The following is a 26,644-nucleotide window of genomic DNA, read 5'->3' as shown; positions in this document are numbered from 1 at the left end:
GCCGCAGGGCCGAGCGGGCGGGCGTGACCGGAGCGGCCGCGGGGTGGAGCGCGAGTTCGGCCATCAGTAGTGCACCTTCTTGTCGAGGGCGAAGGTCTGCACGGCGGAGAAGACGAGGATGAAGGCCAGGAAGATGAAGGTCAGCGCCGCGGCGTAGCCGGTGTGGAAATACTGAAAACCCTCAAGGTAGACGTTGTAGAGCAGAACCTCCGTGGAGCCGACCGGCCCGCCCCGGGTCATCACCGCCACGGTGTCGAACACCTTGAAGGCGGTGATCATGGTCGTGACGAGCACGAACATGGTGGTCGGTCCGAGCAGCGGCCAGGTGATGGTGAGGAAGCGGTCGAGGCCCCCCGAGCAGCCGTCGATGTCGGCAGCCTCGTAGAGATCGCGCGGAATGGCGGTGAGCCCGGCCAGGAACAGGATCATGTTGAAACCGAGCAGCTGCCAAACGCCGATCACGGCGAGGGTCGCCAGCGCGGTCGAGGGCTCGCTGAGAAAGGCGATCGAGCCGACTCCGAGCCACTTCAGAACGCCGTTGACGGGTCCCAGGGTCGGGTGAAGCAAGAACTGCCAGACCGTCGCCATGGCGATCAGGGTCGAGGTCACTGGCAGAAAGTACGCCACCTCGTACAACGAGCGCGTGCGGCTGCGCCGATGAACCAGGACGGCGATCAGGAGCGCGCCCAGCACGCCGCCGGGTACGACGATCGCGACATAGAGCAGCGTGTTCCACAGCGAGCGGCGGATCACCGGGTCCGCAAGCGCCTTCTGGTAGTTGGCGAGACCCACCCAGTCCATGTCAACGCCGCCGAATTCGTAGTTCGAGAGGCTGAGAACCAGCAGCACGGCGAGCGGAAGAAGGATGGTCAGCATCAGCAGCACGAAGGCCGGCATGGCGAAGCCCAGCCCGGTCAGGCGCTCGAGCAGCAGCCGGCGCCCAATCGAGGGCGGTGCGGCGGCGGCCGAAGCAATGGAAGAGGATGCCGCCAGACTCATGGCCAGGCCCTCAGCGGCACGACGGAGCCGGTGGCCCCGCCCGGGCTGCGGGGCTCGACCCGGGCCCCGTCGGCGTCGAACACGTGGCAGGCGGCTTCGTCGAAGCCCAGCGTGACCTCGGCGGCCTCGTTGACCCCGGCCGCGACCGCGGGACTGGCGCGCATGGTCACACCGGCGGCGTCGCGCCCGGCGAGATCAAAATGGAGGATGTACTCGGAGCCGAGGTTTTCCTTGCGCCGCAGCCGCGCCGAGAACCAGGCGCGCCCGGGTCCGGCGGAGTCGCCGTGCAGCAGCGACAGCGCCTCGCAGCGCACGCCCAGCGTGACCGCCTGCCCTTGTGCCAGGGGGGCTGAGAGCGCCAGGGGCCGCCCGAAGAGCTCGATGCGTCCGGACGAGCCCACCGTCGCGGGCAGCAGGTTGATCGCGGGGCTGCCGATGAACTGGGCGACCTTCAGCGACGCCGGGCGCTCGTAGAGTTCGGAAGGAGCGCCGAGCTGCAGGATGGAGCCGGCATCCATCATTGCGACGCGGTCCGACATGGTCATCGCCTCGACCTGGTCGTGCGTGACGTAGATGAAGGTCGCGCCGAGCCGCTTGTGCAGCTCCGCCAGCTCCGTGCGCATGTGCACGCGCAGCTTGGCGTCCAGGTTGGACAGCGGCTCGTCCATCAGGAACACCTCCGGGCTGCGCACCATCGCCCGGCCGAGGGCGACGCGCTGGCGCTGTCCGCCGGAAAGCTGCGCGGGCTTGCGGTCGAGCAGGTGGTCCAGCTGCAGCTGACCGGCCACGGCGGCGACGTCGGCGTCGATGTAACGCATCACGCGCCGCCGCTGCGCGGAGAGGAGCCGCAGCAGCGGCAGGCGCTGCCACAGCCTGAGGCGGCTCATGGTCAGGGGCAGCCCGATATTGGCCCGCACCGTCATGTGCGGGTAGAGGGCGTAGGACTGGAACACCATGGCGACGCGCCGCTCGTGGGGGCGCAGGTGGTCGACCGGGGCGCCGCCGATGGCGACGCCGCCGGCGTCCTGGTGCTCGAGGCCCGCGATGATCCGGATGAGGGTCGATTTCCCGCAGCCGGACGGGCCGACGAGCGTCAGGAATTCGCCGTCGGCGATATCCAGGTCGACGCCTCCGAGAACACGGGTCGACCCGAAGGACTTGGCGATGGAGGACAGTGCGACGGTTGCCATGTCGAGCGCCTTTCTGCGGGCCGCCGGCCCAGTCGAAGATCGGCCGAAGCGGGCGCTCAGGCGGCGCGCGGCGGATAGACCTCGTGGATCACGTCGTCGATCCAGAGCCTCTCCAGGCCGGCGATTTCATGGATGGCGGCCGCGTAGTCCCGCCCGTCGAAGCGGTAGGCGACGGCGCCGAGCGCCTTGGAGCCGCCCAGTTCCGGCTGCAGCTCCGGACCAACCACGAAGCCGGAGGACGGCCCCCAGAGGTAGCGGGTCCCGTCGACGGCGAAATCTCGGGCGAGATGCAGGTGGCCGCTCGCGACGAAGGCGACCTCGCTCCGGCGCAGCAGCTCGAGCAGCTGGGCGCGCGGCCGCGGCGGCACGCTCCAGTAGCCCTTGTCGCCCTCGTCGGGGCTTTCGACGAAGAGCGGGCGATGCAGGAACCAGCCGATGCGCCGTCCCTGCGCTTCGGTCACCTGCCGTTCGAGCCAGTCGAGCTGGCGGGCCTCGTCCGCCTCGTCGCTGCCGAACAGCATGGAGTTCAGGCCGACCAGGCGCCAGCTCTCCAGGTCGCGAACCCAGAAATCCGCGCCGAGGTGAGCGCGCCAGCGGGCGAGCCGCTCACCATTGACCGGCTGATGCGGGTGATGGGCCTCGCCAATGTCGTGGTTGCCCGGCACGCTCAGGACCGGCGCGCCCAGCGCGTCGAGCAGCCCGCGGCAGTGCCGCATGTCCTGGTCGAGATCAGCGCCATCCACAGTGACGTCGCCCGTATGGACGATCAGGTCCGGGCCCTGCGCGGTCACCCACGACTTGAGCGGCTCCCAGTTGCAGGCGAAGTGCGGCTTGGTCGGACTGAGGTGGGTGTCGGAGATCTGAACGACCCGCTGCATGCGACCCTCCGCGCGCGCTTCCATCCCGGAACAGGCCGCCTCCGTCACTGCGGGGCGGCGACTTTGTCGTGGAGCATACAAATGAATGTTTTATGACACAAATGTATTTTCGCCCGGTCCCCGCAGCCTCGGAACGAGCGCGTCTGCGGCAGGGCGCGGGAAGCGCGCCGCACAAACGCAGGGCCGAGCCGGCCGGGAAACTAGGATTCCAGCATGAGCGCGGCTTCCTCGCTCACCCACCGCTCGAAGGCTCTGATCATGGGCGAGCCGGCCCGCGACTGGGGGTAGGCCAGGTAATAGGCGCTCGGCGTCCCGACCCGCAGTTCGAGCGGGGCGACGAGCCGACCCGTGCGCAGGTCGTCTTCCACGAAGGCGCGCTGGGCCATGACCACGCCCAGTTCGTCGATCGCCGCCTGGTAGGCCAGCGCCGAGTTCTCGAACTTCAGGCCGCTGTTGCCATCCACCGTGGTGATCCCTGCGGCGCTGAGCCAGGACGGCCAGTCGTTCGGCCGGTGCATCGAGCACAGCAGGACGTGGCGCTCGAGGTCGCCGGGCTGGCCGAGGCCCCCGTTTGCGGCGAGCAGGCCAGGGCTAGCCACGGGCGTGAGCGTCTCGCCGAACAGGCGCCGGCTCACAGCGCCCGGCGGGGGCGCGTCGCCGGAATGAATGCACAGGTCCGCCTCGTCCCTGGCGAAGTCGACCGGCTGGTGCGACGTCGTGATCTGGACGTCGATGTCGCGATGCTTGGCGTGGAAACGAGCGAGCCGCGGCACGAACCAGCGGATCGCGAAGGTGGGCGGCAGCTTGATGCGCAGCCTGTTGTCGTTCGGCTTGGCCATGGCCCGCCGCGTTCCGGCCTCGATCTGGTCGAACGCGTCGCGAACCGCGGCCGCATAGGCCGCCCCGGCGGGCGTCGTCTCCACCCCTCGACGCAAGCGCACAAGCAGCGGCAGGTCGAGCCAGGCCTCCAGCTGGCTGACATGCCGGGAGATGGCGCCCTGTGTGACGCTGAGCTCGTCCGCCGCCCGGGTGAGGCTGCCGTTCCTGACGGCCGACTCGAAGGCGCGAAGAGCGTTCAGGGGTGGGATCACTCGGGCCATCTGCTCTGACCTCAGCTCATGTCACCGGCCGAAATTGTGGGTAGGCAGCACGTCGATGAGACCGTAGCCTGTTTACACAACAAAATCATTGCAGGCCCACAGGCGCGGCAAGCGCGCGTCGTTCGGTTCTGCTCCCGGGAGGAAAACTCATGCCTTGGCGTCCACGGCGCCGCTTTGCGCCCACGTGCGCCCGGGCTTCAACCCTTCGCTTGGGCCGGCTGGCATGACGGGTGTCCCCGCCCTGACGCTGTTCGAAAAAATCTGGGACGCGCACCTCGTGCGGCGCCTGGATGACGGCCGCGACCTCATCTTCGTGGACAGGCACGTGCTCCAGGAGACGACCAGCGCGGTCGCGTTCGAGAACCTGAAGCGCGCCGGCCGTGGGGTCAGGCGGCCCGAACTGACGCTGGCCACCCAGGATCACATCGTCTCCACCGCGCCCGGGCGCGACGAGGCCACCAACCCCGGGGGCCGCGAACTGCTTGCGCTCATGCGCGCCAACGCGTACCGGCATCGAATCCGACATTTCGGGGTGGATGATCCGCGGCAAGGCATCGTCCACGTGATCGCGCCTGAACTGGGCCTTGCCCAGCCGGGCTGCGTGCTGGCCTGTGGAGACAGCCACACCTCCACGGTGGGCGGCCTCGGCGCGCTCGGCATCGGCGTGGGCACCAGCGAGGTGGAGCACGTGCTGGCCACCCAGACGCTGGCTCTCTCCCGGCCCAAGCCGATACGCGTGCGCTTCCAAGGACGGATCCCACCCGGCCTCGTCGCCAAGGACCTGATCCTGCGCGCCATTGGCGCACTGGGCGTGGCGGGCGGACGAGGATCGGCGGTGGAATACGCCGGCTCGGCCGTCGAGGCCCTCCCGGTCGAAGGCCGGCTGACCCTGTGCAACATGTCCATCGAACTTGGGGCGCGGCTCGGCTTCGTGGCCCCCGACGAGAAGACGTTCGATTACCTGCGCGGGCGCGAGTTCGCTCCGCGGGGGCCTGCGTTCGACGCCGCGATGGCCGCGTGGCGCAGCCTTCACTCCGACCCGGGAGCGGCTTTCGTCCGCGACGTCGCGATCGAATGCGACAGGCTCGCCCCGCAGGTGACCTGGGGCACCACGCCCGAGGACGTCGCCGGCGTCGACGACCGCATCCCGGATCCTGCCTCCTATGGCGACGCCGGCCGGCGCGAGGCTGCGGCCAAGGCCCTCCGCTACATGGAGCTCGCGCCCGGTGTTCCCCTGGAAGGGCTGCCCATCGACATCGCTTTCATCGGCTCCTGCACCAATGGCCGCCTCTCGGACCTGCAGGCCGCGGCGGCGGTGGTAAGAGGGCGCAAGGTGGCCCCGCGCGTGCGGGCCCTCGTGGTTCCAGGCTCCATGGCAGTAAAGCGAGAGGCCGAGGCTCTTGGCCTCCACGAGATCTTCCGCGACGCCGGCTTCGAGTGGCGGGACGCGGGCTGCTCCATGTGCGTCAGCATCAACGAGGACGTGGCCCCGCCCGGGTCGCGGTGCATCGCGACCAGCAATCGCAACTTCGAGAACCGGCAGGGGCCCGGCAGCCGCACCCATCTGGCGAGCCCGGCCACGGTCGCGGCGGCGGCGCTGGCCGGCCGCATCGTGGACATCCGCAAGGAGGCGCGCGCGTGAGGCGTCCCGTGAGCACGGTGGTCGGGACGCTGGCGGCGATGCCGGCGCCCAACATCAACACCGACCAGATCATTCCCTCCGCCTGGCTTCGGACCGCGACCGCCGATCTCGGAAACGGCTTGTTCGGCTCCCAGCGCTATGACGAGGCTGGGAGCGAGCGGCCGGACTTCATTCTGAACCAGCCCGGATGGCGGAACGCGCGGATTCTGCTGGCCGGCGAGAACTTCGGCTGCGGCAGCTCGCGCGAGGCCGCCGTCTGGGCCCTGGTCCAGTTCGGCGTCGGCTGCGTTTTGGCGCCGAGCTTCGCCGACATCTTCTACGAGAACGCCTTCCGGAACGGGCTGGTGGCGGGCGTGATCGACGCCGACGCGTTCGAAGATCTGCGCCGGGCGGCCGCCGCCGGCCCCGCCAGCTATGCGGTCGACCTCGCCTCCGGCACGATAACGGGGCCGGACGGGACCCGGTGGGCCGTCTCTGTTCCCGCTTCGCGGGCCCGCGCGCTCATGCGCGGCGACGACGAGATCGCCATCACGCTGGCGATGCAGCCCGAGATCGACGCCCATTTCGACCGGAGTCGGGCGGCAACGCCCTGGCTGTTTCCCGAGAGCCTGATGGAGAGGCCGTCCCGATGAACCGCGCCACCCTGCGCCAGGCGCTCGCCGCCGAATTTCCGCTGGTCACGCCACTGGCCCATGACGCGCTCTCGGCGCGGCTGATCGAGCAGGCCGGCTTCCGCGCCATCTCGGTCGGCGGCTCGGCCCTCCTCGCGGCGCGGCGGGCCTATCCCGACATCGGGCTGATCGGGCTCACCGACATGGTGGACGGCCTGCGCGACATCGCGGCGGCGTCCACGCTGCCGCTGATCGCCGACGCGGACGACGGGTACGGAGACGTGAAGAGCGTGGCCCGCCTCGTGGCGGCCTACGAGGCCATCGGCGTCGGCGGCTTCCTCCTGGAGGACCAGGACCGGGACAGAAAGCAGCAACGGGCCGACAAGGCGGCGGCCGTTGTCGACGAATCCGTCATCGAGGCCAAGCTGCGCACGGCGCTCGCCGTTCGCAGCTCCGCGGAGACCTTCGTGATCGGACGCACCGACGCTTACGGACCGCTGGGCCTCGACGCCGCCATGCGGCGGGCCGAGCGTTTCCTGAAGCTCGGGGCGGACGGCGTCTTCATCGCCGGACTGAAGACGGAGGACGACTACCGGAAGGTCGGCGCCGCCTTTCGTGGCGTCTATCTGTCTGCGGCCATGTTCGAGGGGGGCGACACGCCCTGGATCAGCCCGGCGGACCTGGGCGCGATGGGTTTCAGCCAGGTGTCTTATCCGGCCAGCCTGATGTTCCGCCTTGTCGCCACGCTTCGGGACGCCCTGCAGGCGCTGCGGGGCCACGCCGACGGATCAGCGCCCATGCAACCGTTCGCCGGCGGCGCGGCGGCGCGCGCCACGCTGGACAAGGCCGTCGATCTCGACCGGTGGCGGCACATCGAGCAGAATCACGCGCCGCGAACAACGACCGCGACCTGACCAGCCCAGCCTGGCTTCATCGTCCGCGACAAGACGGACACCACGGGAGGAGAATATGAGGAACCACAAGAGGACCGCCCTGCTGGGCGCCATCTGCGCCGCAGCCCTTCTGACGAGCGCGAGCGCGCGCGCGGAGGAGATCGTCGTCAGCAACTACGGCGTCTCGGCGAATGGGATGCCGTTCGCAGTGGCCATGGAGAAGGGCTTCTTCAAGGAAGAGGGCGCCAACGTCACCGGCATCCTGTCGAGCGCCGGCGGCGGGACGACGCTGCGCAACATGCTGGCGGGCAACGCGCCCTACGCGGAGGTGAACCCCAACGCGGTGATCGCGGCCGTGCAGCAGGGCGCCGACATCAAGTTCATCAGCGACAACGTGCTCACGGTGGCGGAATTCGTCTGGGCCGTGAAGCCCGACTCGCCCATCAAGTCCGTCAAGGACCTGAAGGGCAAGAAGATGGGCTACACCAATCCGCGCTCGACCAGCCAGGCGCTCGCCACGCTGGTGCTGCAGTCCGGCGGACTGAAGACGGAGGACGTCGAGCTGGTCAAGACCGGCGGCTTCGGCGAGGGCGTGGCGGCCCTCGACATCGGGCTCGTCGACGTCGCCCCTGTTCCCGAGCCCCTCTGGGCGAAATACAAGGACAAGTACCGGGCTATCGCCAAGGCCTCGGACATGCTGCCGCCCATCGCCAACGTCCTGGGCGCCGCCTCCGGCGCCGCTGCGGCGACCAAGGGCGAGTTCATCAAGGGCGTGATCCGGGCCCGCCGGCGCGCGGTGGCCTACATGCAGGAACATCCGGACGAGGCGGGCGACATCGTGGCGAAGGTCTACAACCTCGACCCCGCCGTGGCCCGCGCCGCCGTCAAGAGTCTCGTCGACAGCAAGACCAACGGGGTCGAATACTGGGGCCCCGGGCAGTTCCATATGGACGGCCTGAAACGCGCCATCGAGGTGCAGAAGATGGTCGGCGCCATCTCGGGCGACGTCGACGCGCACACGCTCGTCGACACCCAGTTTCTGCCGGACGATCTCAAGGCGCTGAAATGAGGGATGTCCCCACGCCCCTGGTCCTGCTGCGCGGCGGCGAAAAGGTCTTTCCGCCGCCCGGCCCGTCGGGGCGGCCCGTGCACGCCCTGGGTCCGCTCGACCTGGAGCTGCGGCGCGGCGAGTTCTTCGCCGTGGTCGGGCCCTCGGGCTGCGGGAAGTCCACGCTGCTGGAGCTGATCGCAGGCCTCTCCACCGCGTCCAGGGGGGAGGTGGCCTTCGAGGGCCGGCCGATTCGGGGCGAGATCCCGGACGGGGTCGGCGTCGTGTTCCAGGAGGACGCCTCCTTCCCCTGGCTCACGGTGCGCGACAACATCGCGTTCGGGCTGAAACGGCTGCCGCTGCCCGCGGACGAGAAGACCCGCAGGATCGAACGGGCGCTGGCGATGATGGGGCTCGCGTCCTTCGCCGCCAGCTACCCGGCGCAGCTCTCGGGCGGCATGCGGCAGCGCGTCTGCATTGCCCGCACCCTGGTGACCGAGCCGAAGCTCATCCTGCTCGACGAGCCCTTCGGCGCCCTGGACCAGCAGACCCGCCTGCTCATGGGCGATGAGGTCCTGAACCTCTGGCGGAAGACGGGGGCGACCGTCTTCCTGATCACGCACGCGCTGGACGAGGCCGCCATGCTGGCCGACCGCATCGGCGTGATGTCGGCCCGCCCGGGCAGGCTCATTGACGTGGTCGAGACGGGCTGGCCCCGGGACCGCGACAGCCGCATCGTCGAGGAGGAGGCCTTCGGGGCCATCACCGCCCGGCTGTGGCGCTCGCTGCGGGCGGAGTCGATGAAGTCGCTTGGCCACGCGGGCGCCGCCGCATGACGCGGGCCGCGACCTGGCGCACGCTGCTGCTGCTGGGCGCGGTCGCCGCGCTCGAGGCCCTGTGCCTCGCCGGCGTCATCGACCGCATCACCATGCAGCCGCCGCACAAGATCCTGATCGACCTCTGGCGGCTGCTCGCCAGCGGCTCGCTTAACCGCGCCATCGCCAAGACGCTCGGCAACGCCGCGGCCGCCTTCGCAGTCGCGATGGCGCTCGGCGTCGCGAGCGGGCTGGTCATTCACCGCTTCCGGCGGCTGCGGGACACGCTCGACCCGCTGTTCGCCACCTACTACGCCATCCCGGTCTTCGCCTTCTACCCGCTCCTGATCGTCCTGTTCGGCCTGGGCGACGCGCCGCAGATCTTCATCGGGGCCATGCTGGGCGTGGTGGCGGTGATCGTGAACACCCTGAACGGCCTCGACCGCGTGCCGCGCGTGCTGCTCAAGACGGCGCGGGTGAACCGGCTGTCGCCGCTGCAAACGGCGCTTCAGGTCACCCTGCCCTGCGCCGCCCCGTTCATCCTGACCGGAGCGAAGCTCGCCGTCGCCTATTCGCTCATCGGCATCATCGGGGCGGAGTTCATCATGTCGAACGGCGGCATGGGCTACGAGATCAGCTTCGCCTACACGAATTTCGACAACGCCACGATGTACCCGCTGATCGTGCTGATCCTGCTCGTCTCGATCACGATCAACATAGTGATCGCGCGGTGGGAGAAGAGGATCCTGGCGCGACGAGGCCTGGCATGAGCCGCTTCATCACCGGCCCTTTCCGCAATGCGCTGACGCTCCTGGTTGGATTGCTGGTCCTCTGGCAGGCGCTGTACTGGGTTGTCGGCGACGTGGCGCTGCGCTCGCCGCTGCAGACCGCCGCCTTCATGGGGCGGTTCATGACCTCGCCGCAGTTCCTGCCACACCTGGCGGAGACGGGCCGGGCCTTCGGCCTCGCTCTCGTGCTGGCCGTGGCCATCGGGCTCTCGATCGGCTTCAGCCTGGGACTCAACCGCTTCATGAGCGACGTGTTCGAACCGGTGCTGGTGGCCGTCTACTCCATCCCCAAGATCACGCTCTATCCGATCCTGCTGCTCGCCTTCGGGCTCGGGATCTCCGCGAAGGTGGCCTTCGGGGCGATCCACGGGATCATTCCGATCGCGCTGTTCACCATGGCCGCCGTACGCAGCGTCCGGAAAGTCTACCTGAAGACGGGGCGGGTGCTGCGGCTTCCACCTACAGAGGCAATCCTGCGCATCGTGCTGCCGGCGGCCATGCCGGAAATCTTCGCCGGTCTGCGCATCGGCTTCTCGCTGACGCTGATTGGCACACTGCTGGGCGAGATGTTCGCGTCGCAGCGCGGGCTGGGTTTCCTGCTGATGAACGCCATCGGGCTCCACAACGTCGATCTCATCATGGGCCTGACCGTGCTGCTGGCGGGGTTCGCCGGCGTGGCCAGCGCGGTGCTGCTCAGTCTCAACAAGCGCCTGCAGGCGCGAACCTGATGGGGATCGGTTCGGACCTCACTTGGCCCCTCGCGATCCTCCTGCCGCGAGCAGGCGGGGACTGCGGGCCAATGCGCTCGCCCTCGGGTCCACCGCTTGCGAATCCCGGCTCCAAGCCCGTTTTTCCTTGCAGCTTTGGGTACGCTCGCCTCCCCCTCCTGCAACAATGCGGCGATAGGCGTCGAGGCTGGCCAGTGCCAGACCTCGCCCCCCGACGAACAGGACACTGAAGCGGCTCGCTTCAGGCGCTCCAGTAGCGGATCTGACGCTCATCATCGCGGGCTAACTAGGGCGCGCCCGGGCAGTTCCGGATCCCTACAATTGACCGGATTCGCGTGCGCCTCGCCTTCAGGCGCAAGGAGAGATCGTATCGCGCGGGTCCATCATCGGCGGTCGGGAACAAACACTCCCGCCCTCTGGAAGCGACAACTCGGAGGCAACTTAACGCCAACCTGACCAGGACCACGGCCGCAGCCCAGAAGAGGATTTCAGGATTATTCCTGTCCGGCACCTTCTGCAAAGCTGAGGATAGTCGAACTTAGGGACCACCCCGCAGGGAGCCTTTCGGGGATGCCAACTCTTCACCCAGAACCAACCAGGGCAACGTCTCGTAAACGTTCCGCCTGCGCCAGAACACCGCCCCCGCGACTGCCCTGGTGGATGACGCGCTCTCGCGCCTCGAAAGGGGGCTCGCGGGCATGCTCATCGTCGAGGGACGGGAGAACGACGCGATCATGCATCCCGGTCCGGCAACGGCACACTGACTTCGGCTGCAACGGCGGTGTGTGTTTGTGTGTGCAGGAGCGGCGAGATCTATGTGGTCGCTGCCGTTAGTGTGCGAAGCAGAATCGTACCACTGAACCAGGAACGCGACAGGACCGAGCTGCTGCGTGTCGTGGAATGCGGCCAAAACGGCCTGCGATGGATCGAGTTCCCCGGGCGCCTAGCCGCGCCGGTCCCTTCCCGGGGCCAGCCGGTCGCGCTCCGCCTCGGTGATCCCGACCGACAAGCGCCGGGCGGCGGCCAGCCCGAACTCGAACACCAGCCCGATGCCCAATCCGCACAGAAACATGATGGCGCAGGTTGCCCAGAGGCCGAGCTGCGACTCCATCAGCTTCGCAACGGCCAAGACAAGCGGCGCAAGGAGCAGCCACCTCGTTAGCCTGCTGGGCTTCCACGTCCGAAAAGACCCGTCGACCATTGTAGTCCATGCCCCCGATCCCGGAGGCGGGGGGCAGCCCGGGATTGCAAGCATTCTAGGCGCGTGCGCCAGCAATGCCGACCATGGCTTAAGTGGAAGCCTACCTCGATTGCCGTACTCAAGAGGGGGAATGCCTGGGCGACCAGATGCGTAGCAGAGGAAGAGGCATGGCGTCCGTTGCCAGATGACGTCCGACGGACCTACGACATGGTCGCGTCTGGCCAGCTCAAAGTGGCCATGCCGGAGATCTTCGCGGGCCTGCTCATCGGCTTTGACATGACGCTGATCGGCACTCTGTGGCGAGATGTTACTCGCAGCGCGGGCTGGGCTTCCTGCAAGTGAGCGCCATCGGCAGCCACAAGGTTGATCTGATCTTGGCCTTGCCCGTGCTTCTGGCCGGCTTCGGCGGGGTGGCGAGCGGCACCTTGGTCAGCCTCAACGAGCGGGTCCAGGCGCGATTCTGAAGCGTTCGGGGTGGGGCTCTTGCCCCCAAACGGGTGCCGAAGCCGGCTTCATAGCAGCTCTGACCGAAGCCGCCCGGGAACGAAGCACGCCGGAGGTCACCTGACCGCCTTGACCCTTGGGATAGCACCGCGTGGCGGATGCAAATTTTTTTTTGAGACGGGGTGGTCCCTTGCGTTCCGAAGCGGCAGGCTTCGCACATTCGCTTCTTTGAACGGAGAAATCGCATGTCCGACGCGACCACCATCCCCCCCTGCAACGACAACGACGCCGACGAGGCGGGCCGCAACTCCGCCTTGGCGACGATCGCCGAGCTGAGCCTGGAGGCTTTCGTCACGGACTGGAACGCCGGGCGCCAGAGCCTCATCACCGACATCGAGGGCCTCCTCATCGCAGCGAGCTTCGAAGAGGCGCTCGCGGGCGGGTTGGCGGACCGGCGCGCACGCGCCTGGCGCGAGGGCCATGGCAGCTCCTACGACGAGCATCTGCGGGTCCAGATCGAGCCCCACATCTGGGACACGTCCGAGGCAGCCATCGTCCACATCGTCGACGCCTGGGCCGACAAGATCATCACTGCGGGCCCTGCTGCCTTCCAGGCGCCGGCCCCGTGGAGCGATGCGGACGACTGGGCCCACTGGGTCGTCGATCACGTCGAGGGCCCCATCCTCTGCGACCCCTATGGCGACCACATCGTGGTTCCCCGGCGCGAACTCGGCCTCCTGGTGCAGGGTCTCCTCTTCGCATCGGCCAAAGCGGTCCACTCTGGCTGGCTCACCCGAGACTTCACCTCCACGGGGCTGCCCCGGTTGCCAGCGTTCCGGCTGGGACCGGCGGCCCGGGGGGAAACGCCGCCGCCGGCGTGAGCCGGCACGACCCGGACCAGGATCGCTCCCCCAGGGCCCAGCCGCCGCGCTCGGGAGATATACGAGATCCTGACGAGCCTCGAGCCGACTGCGGTCGAACTGCTCGCTAGGCGCCGGCCGCCCGCGGCGGAGATCGCCCCGCTGCTGCAAGCCTGCCACGACATGGAGACGGCCCTGGCCGGCCCCGCGGCGGATCTAAAGGCCTGGCCACGGCCGACGAGCAGTGCCACATGAACCTCGCCCGGCTCTGCGGCAGCGGCCGACTGGCAGCGCTGATCATGACCGTCTCGGAGCAGGCCCACCGGCCAGGATGTTCACGCTTTCGCTTCGAGCGATCCCGAAAGTGTCCACGGCCGAGCACCGGAAGGTGGCGGACGTCATTCTTGCCGGCGCCTCCGCCAAGGCCCGGGAAATCTACGCCGCCCATCGCCGCCGAGGCGGCAAAGAGCTCATGGGCATTCTCGAACCCCATGGATTCCAGAGGCTATGACGAGCAATCTGGTCAGGGTCGCGCTGATGCCGGGAGGGGCCCGCGCGATCCCTCCCGCGCGGGCCGAGACATCAGGCCGGCTGAGCGACTTTCTTCGACCGGCCGCGCTTCGCCGGAGCCGCGGCGGGCACAGGTTGCGGTGCCGGCGCAGGCTGCTTCCTGCGGTCAAGCCCCAGGCCCCGGGCCTTCGCCAATTTCGACCGGTGCGCGGCGTAATTCGGGGCCACCATGGGATAATCCTTCGGCAAACCCCACTTGGCGCGGTACTCGGCCGGGGTCATGCCGTACTTGGTCATGAGATGCCGTCTCATGGACTTGAACGCTTGGCCGTCCTCGAGACAGATGATGGCGTTGGGCGTTACGGACTTCCTCACCGGTACGGCGGGCGCCAAAGGCTCGGGCTGGATGTCTGGCTCCGATCCCGCGCCGGTCAGCGCAGTGTGAACGCTCTGGATCAGGGGGGCCAGCTCGGCAGGGGTCAGCTTATTATACGAGAGATAGGCCGAGACGATGTCTGCGACCATATCGATAATTCCTGATGTTTGACTTGTGCTCGTGGGGGACATTTGCGTCGCTCCATTATGGGCGGGCGCACGTTAAGCTTCAGTCCCTCGCATAAGCAAGCTTTTTTCTTTTGATCCAACTGACTGATCAAGATGGAGCTCACGAGGTGACCGCGGCTGCCGCGATCTCGTTTGACGGCGTGCTGGCTTGTCGCGCTAAAATTGGATGACGGCTGCCGGTTTTTCCTGTGCGCAACTGCACGGCGATTGGAAAACTGGCGCTATTACACTTTCACCGGCTGTGAAACAGACCGGAGCTGCTTCGATCAGGAGCACTATCATGCCCGACGAAACAGCCGTCGCTCTCGCCGAAGCGCTCCGGCACACCTTCGAGCCGATCACGTTGGAGCCTCTTCCCGTCGAAATTCAAAAGCTCTTGGACGCCATGCAGGCGATGGAGCAAGCGGACGACGAAAGGGGGGCCTAGCGAGAGCTTGGTATCGCTGCCCGCTGTCGCTGCAGCCCCCCTACTAACCTGCTTCCGGGTTTCCGCACCCGCGGACATGCTGTCCATTCTTGAATTTGATCTTGCCGGCATGACGCAATGCGCGCGCCCTGAAGCGTGAGATCCAAATGGCTGGTCCTTGCCGCGCCCGGTCTGGGCGCTTCACCCGGCCCCGACTGACGCTCCCGGAACGAGGGGATTCAGGGGGCAACGACACCGGGAACAAAGTCGTTCGTTGACGAATATTACGCCGGAGGGGACCGCATTGGAGTGCGGCCTATGATCAAGACACGCCCACCACAGCTCTCGCATCCTCATCACGCCGGCCTTTGCCTGAGCCTGGCACTGCTATTCACAGCCAGCCCGTCGGGCGCGCAGGCGCCACCTGAGCTCAAGCTGGGGCGCCCCGACCCCTTCGCGATGGCCCGGACAAGCGCGCCGGCTTTTGCGCGGCCCGAGGTCAGCCAGTGGCTCCCTGCCCTTCCCATCTCGGACTCGGGCGACCAGTCGCCAACCGGCGCTGAGGCGGCTGCCCCACAGCCCCACACCGGGCAGGGATTCGCCTCCTCATTGAAGCGCCTGATCATCCCGCCTGCGGAAGCAGGCACGAGCCCCATCTCTGCTCCTGACCACTCGCCGCCTCCGCTGCCCTCGGAGACCGCCACCCTCACCGAACATTCAGAGGCGCACCCCCCAATTCAGCCTTCGTCACCGACGACGGGGACGGTCAAGACGGCGAAGGATGAGCGCCGGGGCGTGCTCATCGCGAGAGGTCGCGCGACGTGGTATCAGCACCCAGGCCGCACCGCGAGCGGCCAGGTCTACAACCCCGACGGCCTCTCCGCCGCTCACGCCTCGCTACCCTTCGGGACATCCGTGCGGGTGACCAATCGTGGAAATGGCCGCTCCGTGGTCGTCCTCATCAATGACCGCATGGGGCCGCGGGGGAGAAGCCGTTATCACGTCATCGACCTGTCGCGCGCCGCGGCGCGCGCTCTCGGCATCCAAGGGATCGGCGACGTGGCGCTCTATGCCGAGGGAGCGCAGTTGGCGAAACCTTGAGCACTGCCGCTCCATCATGCGCAGCGGGCCCCGGGTGGTGCGAGAAGGTGTAATAGCGACACCCGTGGGCGAAGCAGATGCGCCGGTTCGGGGGGCCACCGCCGACCTGGTGCACACCGACCCGGCAGGTCTCGTCGAGGACATCACCGGTTCGTCGCGTGCGCGCACGGCGCTGCCTAGCTTCGGCGCTCGGGCTCATAGCGTCCTGGCGGTTTGGAGGGTGTACGCTTTACACGCCACGTCAGGACGCGTGGGGTGCGCAGACCTCGGCAGGCGCTGGCTTGCGCCTCGCCGAACCCTCTGCGCCCGATCAAGATCCGGTCGCTCCAGAGGCTCATGATGGGAGCCAACGATGTCCTTTGGAGGCGACCATGGAAGAGGCGGTTCGAGCTCAAATTCTCGAGTTGCTGAAGCAGCATCGGGACATGTCCATCGCCACGCTCCGGCCGGACGGATGGCCCCAGGTGACCACGGTCGGATATGCCAATGTCGACACGACGTTGTATTTCCTCTGCGGGCGGGAGAGCCAGAAGGCCGCGAACCTGGCTCGCGATGATCGCGTCTCCCTGACCATCGACCATGACACGCCGCAGGTGATGGAGATCACCGGCCTGTCCATGGCCGCTCACGCGAGTCTCGTCACCGACCCGGCCGAAGCCCAGAGAGCGCTGGAACTGCTCTTGCAGAAATACCCGGCGCAGCAGGGCGTCCCGCTTCCTATGCCGAAGCCAGAGGACGTCGCTGTCTTCCGGGTGGCCCCCGTCGTGATCAGCCTGATCGACTACTCGAAAGGCTTTGGACACACCGAACTCGTGGCCTGCTGAGACGTTCAGGGCTTGAACTCGCCGAGGTTTGACAAGGCCGGCGGGGGGATCGCGCGCAATCGCGATTGGCTCAGGACTGATTCCTCTGCATCCGCGATGGTGCATGGCATTCGCTGGCGAGGCGCCATGATCGCCGCGGCTTGAGCGCCAAGCCTGCAGTGGGTGAACGCAGATTCAAAGTTCGTCAACGGCTTGGCCCTAGCCTCATTCCTGCAGGGCTACGCATGCCTGCACTCCGGGGCGAGCCCACGCGATCTTGAATCTCGGGTGGGCTCGCTTCTCCGCTGCTGCTGCGGACGCAGTCTGCATCCCTCGACCCTGACCAGCCTCGCGGCCCCTAGCCGATTAGCCGCGAAGGCCGACGGGCATGCTGCAGGCGAAAACCGATAAAGCCGGCGACCATTAGGTGCGCGGCTGCGCAAAGGTGCAGTCACAAAGCATTGGCATTCGCCGGCAGGCGTGCTCGCATTAGCCCAAAGTCAATGATTGCAAACTTAACCTGTTCGCGTCTCTTGCGGGTGAGGTGCCAGAGTGATCGCTGGGCTTGCGGCTCTGGCCTTCGCAGGAAGCGTGATCGGAGCTTCCACGGGCGCTCTGCTTGGTGGCCACGAGTGGGCGTTTGCCGGCGCCTTGATCGGCTCGATCGGACTTGTCGTCGCGGCAGTCGCCGCCCCCGTTGCGTCCAAGGGGCTCATACGCCGAAACGGACGAAGTTCATCCTAACTCGCTCGCCAATTGCAGCTCCCGATGGACGAGGATCCCGTCCCTGCCCGTTGGTGGACGCGCATTCTGTGCGTCGCACGCAATTTGTTTGGCGACTGACAAGCCCTCAAGCTGAAGGCGGCAGCTTTTGTTCGAGCAGGCTTAGAGACCCTGAACGGCCACCGATGGCCCATAAACGCCCTACGCCGAGTACATTCGCCCCCTTGCGGAAGACAAGAGCCACGCCGTCCAGAAGGAGTATGGCGGCGCCCAGAAGAAGGATGCAGGTGGACAGGGCATTTGGCGGAAGTCGCATTCTGCTCGTCTCGCTCGTGTCTCCATCGGATATGACACAAGGTGAGTTGGACTTCCAGCTTAAGCCCTGCCCCAGAACCGGACGGCACGCATTGTTTCGTGCCCCGCATCACTGCCGCCGGCACGCCTTGCACGGACTCGAGCTGGCGGTGCGCAGGGGGGGCTTCGCACGGCGCGGGATTGAAACTCTCGCTCACCTGGCCAGCGGCAGTTCTCATTCACAGCCGTGCTTGGCCGGCGCTCGGAGCATCGATGGTCACGCGGTCTGGGCGGGCTTGATGCGCCACATCGGCCGACCTTCGATGGAGACGCTTTCGAGCCGCCGGTCTTGTGACAGGTTGGATGAGAGCGTGGCTCGTGGCCGCTTCGCCTTGAGACGCAGCCCTTCCGCATCGAGGCGTGTTTGAATCTCCGAGATCGGCAGCGGTGTCTTGGCGCGATCCAGGACCTCATAGACTGCGGTCCGAAGACTTTTTCGCCGAGTCGAGGCGAGCCTGCGCCGGTCGGAAGACGGCGCCGTTGGGCGCTGCGCCTCCTTGAACTCCGATAAGATCTGCTCAAGGGAAACAAGAAGACGGAATTCCGGGTTGGTCAAGGCCAGCGTCGAGCGAAGCGTCTCGATCAGCCCTGAAAGCGCGGTCCTGACGCCGCTTTCCATGTTCGGAGCAGCTCCATGTTTTGCAGCGCTGATTAGGCTGAGCAAATGCGCTTTTCTCGTGGCGATGCGCGGGCCTCGACCCTTATTGAAACGTATCGGCCGAACCCTCGCCCCCTATGAGCGCCCTGAGCACGGCGATGATCCAGGCGCATTTGTTCGCGAAGTCCATGTTCGACCAACGCTCTTCATCAATCTGGATTCCGGTTTCGGCCGCGAGAGCCAACCTAAGCGCCTCGAGGCTGGCCTGAATTGCTGAGGACATGGTCGACATCCAGAAAACAGCTTGCCCGTAAACCTAACTTGAAAGGAATCGTTCTCGGAAATGGCGCACCCGTACGTTGGCCCTAATCAAAACGAACTATCTGCGGTTTTCAGCGCCCGCTCCTCTTTTGAACACTTCTGGCACTCGCCCAATGCGAGTTCTGCTTCCGCGAAGAGGTCGCCTCGGGAAGCGATTGCATCGAGAAGCCGGGCGGGAAGATCGCCCGCGCTGGGCCACCCTCCCCGTTTAGCTCGCTCGCACGTTTAGGCCAATGAGTTGCTTTTAACGCAGACCGACATATTACATTAGCCAGAGTTGCATTGATTCTCCGCCCAAGTTCAATGTTTTGACGCGCTGGTAAGGAGCTTTGATCCAGTGTCCTCGCGGCGTTAAGCCAAGGAGGCAACAGATGAAGAAACTTATCGCATTCACGCTGACCTGCTCGCTCGTCGCGGCGAGCATCCCGTCGGCCCAAGCGCAGGTGGGCTTCGGCTCGATCATGGGCGGCGCCGTCGGGGCGGCGCTGGGAGGCACGCGCGGCGGCGGCGGGGCCGTAGCGGGCGCGATCATCGGCGTCGCCATGGGCACGATCCTGGAACAGCTCACGGCCCAGGAGAAGAACCAGCGGCAACAGGCGTTGCAGCAGGCGGCGCGGGGCAAGTCCGCCTCCTGGTCCACGCACGGCAAGTCCGGCAAGAAGGCGCGGTACGTCAACAAGGGCGCAGTCGCCAGCGCGGACGGCAAGCGCTGCTCCAAGGTCGAGGAGACGATCCAGCTGCCTGACGGCAAGCAGGGCAAGTCCGTCGAAACCGTCTGCTTCTCGTAAACGGACCAGACGCCATGTCCAGGTTGAGTCTCGTCCTGGCTGCCCTCATCGGCAGTCTCGCCTTTGAAGCCCAGGCTCAGCAACTCGTCATCGATGGCTTGTACGGCTGCGAGCGCGCGACCAATGGTCGAGCTTACTGCAAGAAGCATGGCAGCTCGAACTACGTGCCGGTCTCGGACGAGTTTTTCAACAAGTTCGAGACGGTCCGAACCGGCCGGCCTTCGACGCCGCCACCTGCGCCTGCCACCGTCACCAATGTGACCAACACCAACGTCACAGTCGTGGTGCAGGGCTTGACCAACGAGGCTTCGGATCTCAAGGGACAAGCGCTTCTGCTGGATACGGTGGTGGCCGAGCAGGAGAGGATCCGGTCCGGGCTCACGGGCGTGGAGGCGGAGGCGACCGAGCAGACAGTCGTGGTGCTCAAGAGCCGCGCAGCGGAGCTGCGCGGCAAACTCAGGGGCAAGCTCACGGAGCTGTCGAAGTATTCAACTTCGATCCGGCCTGAAGACCAGGACCAGTATCTCACAGCCCGCAAGGCCTCCGAGATCTATCCAAAGGTGCCCTACTACATCCCAGGCACACCTGAAACCGGCGAATTCTGGGTTGAGCCGTACGTGCGCGACGATGGCACGCTGGTGTTCCGCTTCCGGTTCATCGACCCGAGTTCCACCAATGAGAAGACGCGGTCCGCCGTCGAGATGACGGCAGACGAACTCGAGCGCACCCAGAAGGCGCTCTTCAAGACCTTCGAATGGTCCAAGGTCGCCCATCAGAACCGCGTCCGGAAATACGTCAGCAAGCGGGTGGTCTGCTTTCCCGAACTGAACTGCCCCGAAGAGGGCAAACGCCTCGACGGGAAGTCCTCGACCGAGGTCATCTTCCAGGTCAGCGAGGAGGGCGCCACCAGCGGACGTATCCAGCGCAACAAGGGACGGTTCGACGAAGGCTACAACTTCTCCATCGACTCGGCCCTGCTGCTGCAGGCCTACCTGAAGCACGTTCTGAAGGAGGGCCGGCTTGAGTACAGATCGAACACCGAGGACGTGAACGAGCTCTTCAAGTAGCTCAGCCTGGCAACTCTCCACTCGGGCGTGCCGCGCCAGCGGGCGTGGCACGTCCTGTCTTTATTCAGCGACGGCCGTGACCTCTCGTGCGCTTCTGGGCCCCGCGAACGACGGCGCCCGACGGCTGCTGCGGTCCATGCGGCGGCTCCCTGAGCCGCCACATGGGCTTGCCCTCGGACATCACGTTTTCGAAGCGGCTGTCCTGCGACAGGTTGGAGGACAATGCAGCTCTGGGATTGCGAGCGTTGAGTGTGATGCCCCTGCCCATCAACCGCCGAAGGAGTTCCCCCGTGGGGAGCGGTCCTGCCTCGGCCGTCAGGATCGCGTGCACAGTCGTGCGCAAAGATCGGTTTTGCGCCGCGGCCGGCGCGGGCTCAGGTTCCGCCCTTAAGGCCTGCTCGGCGGTTCCGGCAGGATTCGCGTTCCGTTGGGCGTCAGCAACCGCCGCCTGCAGCCTGCACAGCAAGCGATACTCCGGCGAGGAATTCAGCAAGCCCGCGTGCAGACGCTCGATAAGCGCCGCCATCTCCCTTGTGAGATCGCGATTCACAGGCGTCCCTCCCACGCTCATTTGAGCTTAGGAGCGATCCCCAGGAAGACAACTTAGCGCTAGTGCTTACGCCTGAGGCCCTGCCGCTGAGCGCGTCAGGCCAATCGTGCTCGTCCGCCAGCACGCGCTTCGCGTTGCCCGATGATCCATGACCTCAGGGGCGATGCTGGACCTGGCGTTCGACCCCACAAGCATGATTGTTCGGCTTGGGGCCAACCGCATCGCCCCCGCAGGCCAGCCGGGCACGGCGGCGCCCAGCCCGGTTTCGTTGTGGGGCGAAATGCGCTCGTTTCGAGCCGGCAGGCATGGCCCCCAAAATGCACTGGCTCGGCTATCGATCGGAAGAGCCCATGAGCACAGACCTGCGACGTCCCGAAAAGCCCCGAGGGCTCAAAATTTTAACAGTCGCCGTCCTTGTTACCGGGGCGGCGCTTACACTGTGCTGGGCAGCGGCGCTCCTCTGGATCATCAGTCGGTACGTGCTTCGGGCATGGTAACAGTTCGCCCAAGCACCAGGCGGGTCGCCCTCGCCATTCTCGAAGGCCAAACAGCGATTTTCGCGCATGGCCCTTTAAACCTGCTCCGAGTAGGCAGTCGTGCTAGCCGACAGCTAGGCGCCTAGAGCACGAGAAGGCATTCACCAAGGCGCCCGTTCCTAATGTACAATCGGGTCTACAGTCTGCTTTGCTTCAAAGACGCGAGGCCGCCCGCATTAGAACGGCGCAGCTTCAGACACTCGCAAGGGACAGGGCCATGGCGAACAATGGAAAGGTTGCACTGATCACTGGGGCAACCGGGCAGGATGGGGCCTATCTCTCAGAGCTGCTTCTCTCCAAGGGCTACACCGTGCATGGCGTGAAGCGCCGCTCGTCCTCCTTCAACACGGGTCGGGTGGAGCATCTCTACCAGGATCCGCACGAGCAGGACCGTCGCTTCATCCTGCATTACGGCGATCTTACCGACAGCACCAATCTCATCCGGATCATGCAACAGACCCAACCGGACGAGGTCTACAACCTCGCCGCGCAAAGCCATGTGGCAGTGAGCTTCGAAACGCCGGAATATACGGCCAACGCGGACGCGGTGGGCACCTTGCGCCTGCTCGAGGCCATCCGCATCCTCGGCCTTAAGGACAAGACCCGGTTCTATCAGGCTTCCACCTCGGAGCTGTACGGCCTCGTGCAGGAGGTGCCCCAGCGCGAGACGACTCCGTTCTATCCGCGCAGCCCCTATGCGGCGGCGAAGCTCTATGGCTATTGGATCGTGGTCAACTACCGGGAGGCCTATGGGATGCACGCTTCGAACGGCATCCTGTTCAATCACGAGAGCCCGCTGCGCGGCGAAACCTTCGTCACGCGCAAGATCACGCGCGCCGTCGCCGCCATCAAGCAAGGCTTCCAGGACCGGCTGTTTCTCGGCAATCTGGACGCCCGGCGCGACTGGGGCCATGCGCGCGAGTACGTTCGCGGCATGTGGCTGATCACCCAGCAGGACCAGCCTGACGACTATGTGCTGGCGACCGGCGAAACGACGCTGGTGCGTGATTTCGTGACGCGGGCCTTTGCCGAGGTCGACATCGCCATCGAATGGGCCGGTCGTGGGGTCGAGGAAAAAGGCCTGTGCAGCCGCACCGGGCGCACGCTGGTCGAAGTGGATCCACGGTACTTCCGGCCGACCGAAGTCGATCTGCTGATCGGCGATCCGACCAAGGCGAAGGAGCGCCTCGGCTGGGTGCATGAGACGAAGTGGGATCAATTGTGCGCCGAAATGGTCGCCGCCGACATGATCACGGTCGCCAAGGAGCAGCGCCGCAATGCCGAGTGAGGTCATTTACCCGCTCGCGGGCAAGCGCGTCTGGGTGGCGGGACACCGAGGCATGGTGGGCTCCGCCCTGATGCGGCGGCTGGCCGACGAAGGCTGCGAGATCCTGACGGCCGGGCGCGAGAAGCTCGATCTGGAGCGCCAGGCGCAAGTCGAGCGCTGGGTGCAAGCCGAGCGGCCCGACGTGATCTTCCTCGCCGCCGCGAAAGTCGGCGGCATCCTGGCCAACGACACGTATCCGGCCGACTTCCTCTACAAAAACCTGGTCATGGAGTGCAACATCATCCATGCCGCGCAGCAGGCGGGGGTCGGCAAGCTCTTGTTTCTCGGGTCCTCATGCATCTACCCGAAGCTGGCGCCCCAGCCGATCACCGAAGACGCTCTGCTGACCGGCCCGCTGGAACCGACCAACGAGTGGTACGCCGTGGCCAAGATCGCGGGCATCAAGCTCGCGCAGGCGTTCCGCAAGCAGCATGGCAGCGACTTCATCAGCGCGATGCCGACGAATCTCTACGGCCCGGGCGACAACTTCGACCTGCAATCGAGCCATGTGCTCCCGGCGTTGATACGCAAGGCGCATGAGGCCAAGCTCGCGCGCGCCTCGCATCTGACTATCTGGGGCACAGGCTCCCCCATGCGCGAATTCCTGCATGTCGACGATTGCGCCGATGCGTGCGTCTTCCTGATGAAGACCTATTCGGGGGCCGAGCACGTCAATGTGGGAGCAGGCTGGGACCTGAGCATTCTGGATCTGACACGGCGGGTGGCGGCCGTGGTCGGCTTCGAGGGTGAGATCAGGACCGATCCCTCCAAACCCGACGGAATGCCGCGCAAGCTGATGAGCGCCGACCGGCTCCGCGGCATGGGCTGGGCGCCGCGGATCGATCTCGATCAGGGGATCCGCGATACGTACCAGTGGTTCCTGGACCACGTGGCTGAACAGCAGAATTGAACCAGCAGCTGGCTCGCCGACCTGAGCCGGTGGACCTGATCGCCGCATCTCCGGCGGCAGCCCTGAGTGGTCGGTCCAGCTTGTCCGGTCCCAGTTCGCCATCGCCTCGGCTTTGGCGAGCGCCGTCCTCGAGCTTTGGCAGAGGCCTCCCCGGGCGCCCTCCCCCAATCGGCTTACCTGCATCCCGCCAATCCTAGCGGTCCTGGAAGGATTGCGACAACGCCAGCCTCACACACTGGGCTCGAGTCCATTGGGGCGCACTGCCTTGCACCGCGACAAGCGATTCCGGCTGATTACTACAGCTGTTCTCTTGGCAGGCTTGGGGCTGACCTTGGCGTGGGCGCTTGTGCTTGGGCTTGCCGTTTTGGCGCTCGGGCGCCTCTTTTGACCGTGTGTAGGCAAGGGCCGCCTCGGGCTCCCGGCAGAGTTCGTTCAAGGGCCCGGAGCCCGCGATGGTCGCCTCCTTGCCAGGGCGGACTTGAACTCCCAGCGAGCTAGTGATTGCGGCCGCGCCATTGCGCCGCCCGTGAGCTTTGCCGCCAGCGACTGGAACGCGCAGGACCGGAAGCTTGGGTCGAGCGCACCTTGTCGGCCTCCGCCTGGGGCGGCGGCTTCGTCAGCCACCAGCACCACCGATTGTTGAATCGGACACTGCGAAAATCCACCGACTGCGACAAGCTGGACGACAGCGAGGCCCGAGTTCCTGGCCTACCGCCAAATGCGGGCACCAATTGAAGGAGCTCGTCGATGGGCAGCGGCTCGCCGCGAACTTGAAGCGCTCGCTGGGCCGCCTCGAGTTGCGTCACCCGTCCCGCGAGATCAAGCGCGCTTGAATGCGCACCTGAACTCGTGTCAGAAGCTTCGGGGTCGGCGGTCATCGCCTCCGCGCTGCGGATCGCCGAGTCCAAGGCGATCAGACTGCGGTAGTCGGAGCTTTGAGCCTGCAAGCGCAGGTGGACTTCCTCCCGCAACGCCTTAAGCGCCCCTAGGTTCACGTCTGTCATCGGCTCCCCCACCCGGGCCAGCGACTGGCCGCCCCGATCACACGCTACACGGCCCAACCCGAGCCTCGTCTTAAACGCTTAAGGGTTAATAAGGATGCAGGGCGTGAGCGAACTTCGGCTGCTTCCGGAGATGCCTCATGGGTCAGGTCACCCCTTGGCCGGCGGCAGCCGTTCCACTTGCAAACAGGCGCCGGGAGCTCCCCAATTCGGAACGGCGTCCCTGGCGCCAGCCGACCGCAAGCGCCCCCTCGGGGGCGACCGGCCGCGCGCAGCAGCGAGCGCATCGCTTGCGCAAACTTGTCCAGCGCCTCGGCTATCAGGGCGCCGCCGTCTTCGCCTGAGACAAGAACTCGTAGATCCCGCGGTAGCACGCCTCCGGGCTGAAATGGCGCCGCACCAGCCCGATTCCCTGCTCGCCCATCAACAAGCGCTTGCGCTCATCCTGAGCCAATTCGAGAACGCCTTCGGCGAAGGCCATTTCCGGGTCCGCCACAACCACGGCGCCCTGCATCAATTCTTCCACGCCAAACGTCGTGGCTGAAGTCGCAATAACCGCCTTGCCATGGCTCAGCGCCTCGATCAGCTTGATCTTGAGACCGGTCCCGGATCGCAATGGTGAAATCACCACGCCGGCGTGCCGGTAAAGCGGGCGCAGATCATCAACCAGGCCCAGCAGGCTCACGCCGTCCGGCGTCTCCGAGACTCCCCTGCAGACAGCGCCCGCCACCTGAAGGCGAAGCGAGGGCCGATGCTCTCGGACAAGGGGCCACACCTTCGTGAGAAACCAGTTCAGGGCCTCGATGTTCGGTGCGGTGTAGCTGCCAACAAACAGAAGCTGGTCTGAGTCCCCAGGCTGAGCCCGCTCGACCGAAGTCAGGGCCATGGGAGCGACGATCACCTGCGTGTGGGGCAGCCGTGTCGATACCGCGCCTGCCTCCTTGGCTTGGATCGCGATGATGAGGTCGGCCAGGGACAGCCACGCGAACTCGGTCTCACTGTCGACCTCGGGATAATGGGCCGAGAACAAGTCGTGCATCACCACGGCGCTGCGGGCGTCGTCACGACCCACGAATGCAATGGCCGGGGCCAGACTGGCGTAATCACACAGGATCGCGTCAGCGAGGGGGCGGGCGATTTTCGCGAGATAGCGCTTGTCGGCCTCCCTGAGGGTCTCTGGCGTAAAGATCGAATGGGACGCGGGGCGGCCGAAACGCCGCAGGGGCAATTTCAACCTGGCGGCGATCACATCGAACACGGCGACCGCCGCCTGAAGCAGCACGCGGAGATCCGGGTTGATCACCAAGCGCCCGAATTTCCAGGCGCCGCGAATTCGATAGCTCGAAAACGCCTCCATTTCCGGGCGCAACCACAAAAACGGCCACCTGCCAAACACTGAGGGCGACGGACACACATAATGGACCTGCAGGCCGTTCGCGACCAGATACTTGACGATGCTCAGCAGATAAATGGAGCTCCCATTCGTTTCACCGACAATGCGCTGCCTCGACAGGACGCAAACTGATCTCGCCACGGATTCCTCGCTGGCCACTTCTCACACGAAACGAACGCCAGAGCTGCGGATCGTCAAATGCCCGCTCACGCGTTAGCACGGATAGTGGAGGCTTTTAGCCTTAAGATGTACGTATGCTCGTTCCCCTCAGAGAACATCGTTTCCGATGCGTGCTTAGCTCACGGTCATTTTTGATCATCGTCTCGACAGGGGCCGTCGCTCAGCAGGGCGGTTGGCAGTCAGCGCACAGCGCCCTGGACGGCCTCTGGGCCGATCCAGGTCGTCGCTTCGCGATCGCCCTTGCACAGATGCAGGCGCAAATCGATCCGGAAAAAGCCTTGGCTTGGGACCATCGCCATTTTGGCCATCGGCAGC

General features: G+C 66.1%; 27 protein-coding genes and 1 pseudogene. 18 read left to right on the top strand and 10 right to left on the bottom strand.

The window, feature by feature from the left end; translation table 11 throughout:
* Positions 1-63 precede the first annotated feature (63 nt).
* The 4 genes from SLNSH_RS01805 to gcvA all read right to left on the bottom strand — a co-directional run bounded on the left by SLNSH_RS01805 (position 64) and on the right by gcvA (position 4,158).
* Positions 64-999 carry a carbohydrate ABC transporter permease gene (locus tag SLNSH_RS01805; protein ID WP_106334949.1) on the bottom strand — a complete coding sequence of 312 codons (936 nt, stop codon included), beginning with the start codon at positions 997-999 and terminating at the stop codon, positions 64-66.
* Positions 996-2,189, bottom strand: a complete 1,194-nt coding sequence (locus tag SLNSH_RS01800) for an ABC transporter ATP-binding protein (RefSeq protein WP_106334948.1) — start codon at positions 2,187-2,189, stop codon at positions 996-998. Before SLNSH_RS01800 ends, SLNSH_RS01805 begins: the two co-directional genes overlap by 4 nt.
* Positions 2,190-2,245: 56 nt before the next feature.
* Positions 2,246-3,067 carry a metallophosphoesterase family protein gene (locus SLNSH_RS01795; RefSeq protein WP_106335161.1) on the bottom strand — a complete coding sequence of 274 codons (822 nt, stop codon included), beginning with the start codon at positions 3,065-3,067 and terminating at the stop codon, positions 2,246-2,248.
* A gap of 200 nt (positions 3,068-3,267) precedes the next feature.
* Positions 3,268-4,158 carry a transcriptional regulator GcvA gene (gcvA, locus tag SLNSH_RS01790; RefSeq protein WP_158266637.1) on the bottom strand — a complete coding sequence of 297 codons (891 nt, stop codon included), beginning with the start codon at positions 4,156-4,158 and terminating at the stop codon, positions 3,268-3,270.
* A 232-nt stretch (positions 4,159-4,390) separates the two neighbouring features.
* Here gcvA and leuC point away from each other — a divergent pair, with 232 nt between their 5' ends.
* Genes leuC through SLNSH_RS01755 form a run of 7 tightly spaced genes read left to right on the top strand, consistent with a single transcriptional unit; the run spans position 4,391 to position 10,692 of the window.
* The gene (gene leuC / locus SLNSH_RS01785) at positions 4,391-5,809 is read left to right on the top strand and encodes a 3-isopropylmalate dehydratase large subunit (RefSeq protein WP_106335160.1); all 1,419 of its coding nucleotides are present in this window, start codon (positions 4,391-4,393) and stop codon (positions 5,807-5,809) included.
* Positions 5,806-6,441, top strand: coding sequence for a 3-isopropylmalate dehydratase small subunit (leuD, locus tag SLNSH_RS01780; RefSeq protein ID WP_245421963.1), 636 nt, complete (start codon positions 5,806-5,808; stop codon positions 6,439-6,441). Before leuC ends, leuD begins: the two co-directional genes overlap by 4 nt.
* Positions 6,438-7,334 (top strand): isocitrate lyase/PEP mutase family protein, encoded by an 897-nt coding sequence (locus SLNSH_RS01775; protein WP_106334946.1) that lies wholly within the window; start codon positions 6,438-6,440, stop codon positions 7,332-7,334. Before leuD ends, SLNSH_RS01775 begins: the two co-directional genes overlap by 4 nt.
* Before the next feature lie 55 nt (positions 7,335-7,389).
* Complete coding sequence (locus SLNSH_RS01770; protein ID WP_106334945.1) at positions 7,390-8,382, top strand: ABC transporter substrate-binding protein; 993 nt, start codon at positions 7,390-7,392, stop codon at positions 8,380-8,382.
* Positions 8,379-9,197 carry an ABC transporter ATP-binding protein gene (locus SLNSH_RS01765; protein ID WP_106334944.1) on the top strand — a complete coding sequence of 273 codons (819 nt, stop codon included), beginning with the start codon at positions 8,379-8,381 and terminating at the stop codon, positions 9,195-9,197. Before SLNSH_RS01770 ends, SLNSH_RS01765 begins: the two co-directional genes overlap by 4 nt.
* Positions 9,194-9,946, top strand: coding sequence for an ABC transporter permease (locus SLNSH_RS01760; RefSeq protein WP_106334943.1), 753 nt, complete (start codon positions 9,194-9,196; stop codon positions 9,944-9,946). Before SLNSH_RS01765 ends, SLNSH_RS01760 begins: the two co-directional genes overlap by 4 nt.
* Positions 9,943-10,692 carry an ABC transporter permease gene (locus tag SLNSH_RS01755; RefSeq protein ID WP_106334942.1) on the top strand — a complete coding sequence of 250 codons (750 nt, stop codon included), beginning with the start codon at positions 9,943-9,945 and terminating at the stop codon, positions 10,690-10,692. Before SLNSH_RS01760 ends, SLNSH_RS01755 begins: the two co-directional genes overlap by 4 nt.
* 943 nt (positions 10,693-11,635) lie before the next feature.
* Here SLNSH_RS01755 and SLNSH_RS24790 read toward each other — a convergent pair.
* A complete protein-coding gene (locus SLNSH_RS24790) occupies positions 11,636-11,803 on the bottom strand; it encodes a hypothetical protein (protein ID WP_158266636.1) in 168 nt (55 codons plus the stop codon).
* A 297-nt stretch (positions 11,804-12,100) separates the two neighbouring features.
* Here SLNSH_RS24790 and SLNSH_RS25545 point away from each other — a divergent pair, with 297 nt between their 5' ends.
* The 4 genes from SLNSH_RS25545 to SLNSH_RS25680 all read left to right on the top strand — a co-directional run bounded on the left by SLNSH_RS25545 (position 12,101) and on the right by SLNSH_RS25680 (position 13,452).
* Positions 12,101-12,235 (top strand): hypothetical protein, encoded by a 135-nt coding sequence (locus SLNSH_RS25545; RefSeq protein ID WP_280954446.1) that lies wholly within the window; start codon positions 12,101-12,103, stop codon positions 12,233-12,235.
* Positions 12,232-12,357: a hypothetical protein gene (locus tag SLNSH_RS25540; protein WP_280954445.1), complete on the top strand. Its 126-nt coding sequence runs from the start codon at positions 12,232-12,234 to the stop codon at positions 12,355-12,357. The genes SLNSH_RS25545 and SLNSH_RS25540 overlap by 4 nt, the downstream gene beginning before the upstream one ends.
* A gap of 225 nt (positions 12,358-12,582) precedes the next feature.
* Complete coding sequence (locus SLNSH_RS01745; RefSeq protein ID WP_106334940.1) at positions 12,583-13,218, top strand: hypothetical protein; 636 nt, start codon at positions 12,583-12,585, stop codon at positions 13,216-13,218.
* Positions 13,219-13,239: 21 nt separating this feature from the next.
* Entirely contained in the window at positions 13,240-13,452 is a 213-nt protein-coding gene (locus SLNSH_RS25680; RefSeq protein ID WP_425352966.1) for an FCD domain-containing protein, read from the top strand.
* A 327-nt stretch (positions 13,453-13,779) separates the two neighbouring features.
* Here SLNSH_RS25680 and SLNSH_RS01735 read toward each other — a convergent pair whose 3' ends face one another.
* Positions 13,780-14,232, bottom strand: a complete 453-nt coding sequence (locus SLNSH_RS01735; protein ID WP_280954444.1) for a Ros/MucR family transcriptional regulator — start codon at positions 14,230-14,232, stop codon at positions 13,780-13,782.
* Positions 14,233-14,551: 319 nt separating this feature from the next.
* Between SLNSH_RS01735 and SLNSH_RS24785 the strand changes: the two genes are divergently transcribed.
* The 3 genes and pseudogenes from SLNSH_RS24785 to SLNSH_RS01725 all read left to right on the top strand — a co-directional run bounded on the left by SLNSH_RS24785 (position 14,552) and on the right by SLNSH_RS01725 (position 16,602).
* Positions 14,552-14,698: a hypothetical protein gene (locus tag SLNSH_RS24785; RefSeq protein ID WP_158266635.1), complete on the top strand. Its 147-nt coding sequence runs from the start codon at positions 14,552-14,554 to the stop codon at positions 14,696-14,698.
* A gap of 789 nt (positions 14,699-15,487) precedes the next feature.
* Positions 15,488-15,778, top strand: a pseudogene (locus SLNSH_RS25275) (septal ring lytic transglycosylase RlpA family protein); the annotation flags it as partial.
* A gap of 371 nt (positions 15,779-16,149) precedes the next feature.
* Positions 16,150-16,602: a pyridoxamine 5'-phosphate oxidase family protein gene (locus SLNSH_RS01725; RefSeq protein ID WP_106334936.1), complete on the top strand. Its 453-nt coding sequence runs from the start codon at positions 16,150-16,152 to the stop codon at positions 16,600-16,602.
* 1,273 nt (positions 16,603-17,875) lie between these two features.
* On the opposite strand, the gene SLNSH_RS01720 is transcribed toward SLNSH_RS01725, so the two are convergent.
* Complete coding sequence (locus SLNSH_RS01720) at positions 17,876-18,277, bottom strand: hypothetical protein (RefSeq protein WP_106334935.1); 402 nt, start codon at positions 18,275-18,277, stop codon at positions 17,876-17,878.
* Between the two features lie 671 nt (positions 18,278-18,948).
* On the opposite strand from SLNSH_RS01720, the gene SLNSH_RS01710 reads away from it, so the two are divergent.
* Positions 18,949-19,365: a hypothetical protein gene (locus SLNSH_RS01710; protein WP_106334933.1), complete on the top strand. Its 417-nt coding sequence runs from the start codon at positions 18,949-18,951 to the stop codon at positions 19,363-19,365.
* A 14-nt stretch (positions 19,366-19,379) separates the two neighbouring features.
* Positions 19,380-20,432, top strand: a complete 1,053-nt coding sequence (locus tag SLNSH_RS01705; protein ID WP_106334932.1) for a hypothetical protein — start codon at positions 19,380-19,382, stop codon at positions 20,430-20,432.
* A 64-nt stretch (positions 20,433-20,496) separates the two neighbouring features.
* On the opposite strand, the gene SLNSH_RS01700 is transcribed toward SLNSH_RS01705, so the two are convergent.
* Positions 20,497-20,982: a hypothetical protein gene (locus tag SLNSH_RS01700; protein WP_146140154.1), complete on the bottom strand. Its 486-nt coding sequence runs from the start codon at positions 20,980-20,982 to the stop codon at positions 20,497-20,499.
* A 753-nt stretch (positions 20,983-21,735) separates the two neighbouring features.
* On the opposite strand from SLNSH_RS01700, the gene gmd reads away from it, so the two are divergent.
* Both gmd and fcl read left to right on the top strand, forming a co-directional pair.
* On the top strand, positions 21,736-22,806 hold the full coding sequence (gene gmd, locus SLNSH_RS01695) for a GDP-mannose 4,6-dehydratase (RefSeq protein WP_106334930.1): 1,071 nt from the start codon (positions 21,736-21,738) through the stop codon (positions 22,804-22,806).
* Positions 22,796-23,755 carry a GDP-L-fucose synthase gene (gene fcl / locus SLNSH_RS01690; protein ID WP_106334929.1) on the top strand — a complete coding sequence of 320 codons (960 nt, stop codon included), beginning with the start codon at positions 22,796-22,798 and terminating at the stop codon, positions 23,753-23,755. Before gmd ends, fcl begins: the two co-directional genes overlap by 11 nt.
* A 494-nt stretch (positions 23,756-24,249) precedes the next feature.
* Here the strand turns inward: fcl and SLNSH_RS24440 are convergent, their stop codons facing one another.
* Together SLNSH_RS24440 and SLNSH_RS01685 are read right to left on the bottom strand one after the other, a co-directional pair.
* Positions 24,250-24,759, bottom strand: coding sequence for a hypothetical protein (locus tag SLNSH_RS24440; RefSeq protein WP_146140153.1), 510 nt, complete (start codon positions 24,757-24,759; stop codon positions 24,250-24,252).
* A 316-nt stretch (positions 24,760-25,075) separates the two neighbouring features.
* Positions 25,076-26,290 (bottom strand): glycosyltransferase, encoded by a 1,215-nt coding sequence (locus SLNSH_RS01685; RefSeq protein WP_146140152.1) that lies wholly within the window; start codon positions 26,288-26,290, stop codon positions 25,076-25,078.
* Between the last annotated feature and the right edge of the window lie 354 nt (positions 26,291-26,644).

It is taken from the genome of Alsobacter soli (genome assembly GCF_003004785.1).
Classification (GTDB): Bacteria; Pseudomonadota; Alphaproteobacteria; order Rhizobiales; family Beijerinckiaceae; genus Alsobacter; species Alsobacter soli.
This window is presented reverse-complemented; position numbering and strand designations above follow the sequence as displayed.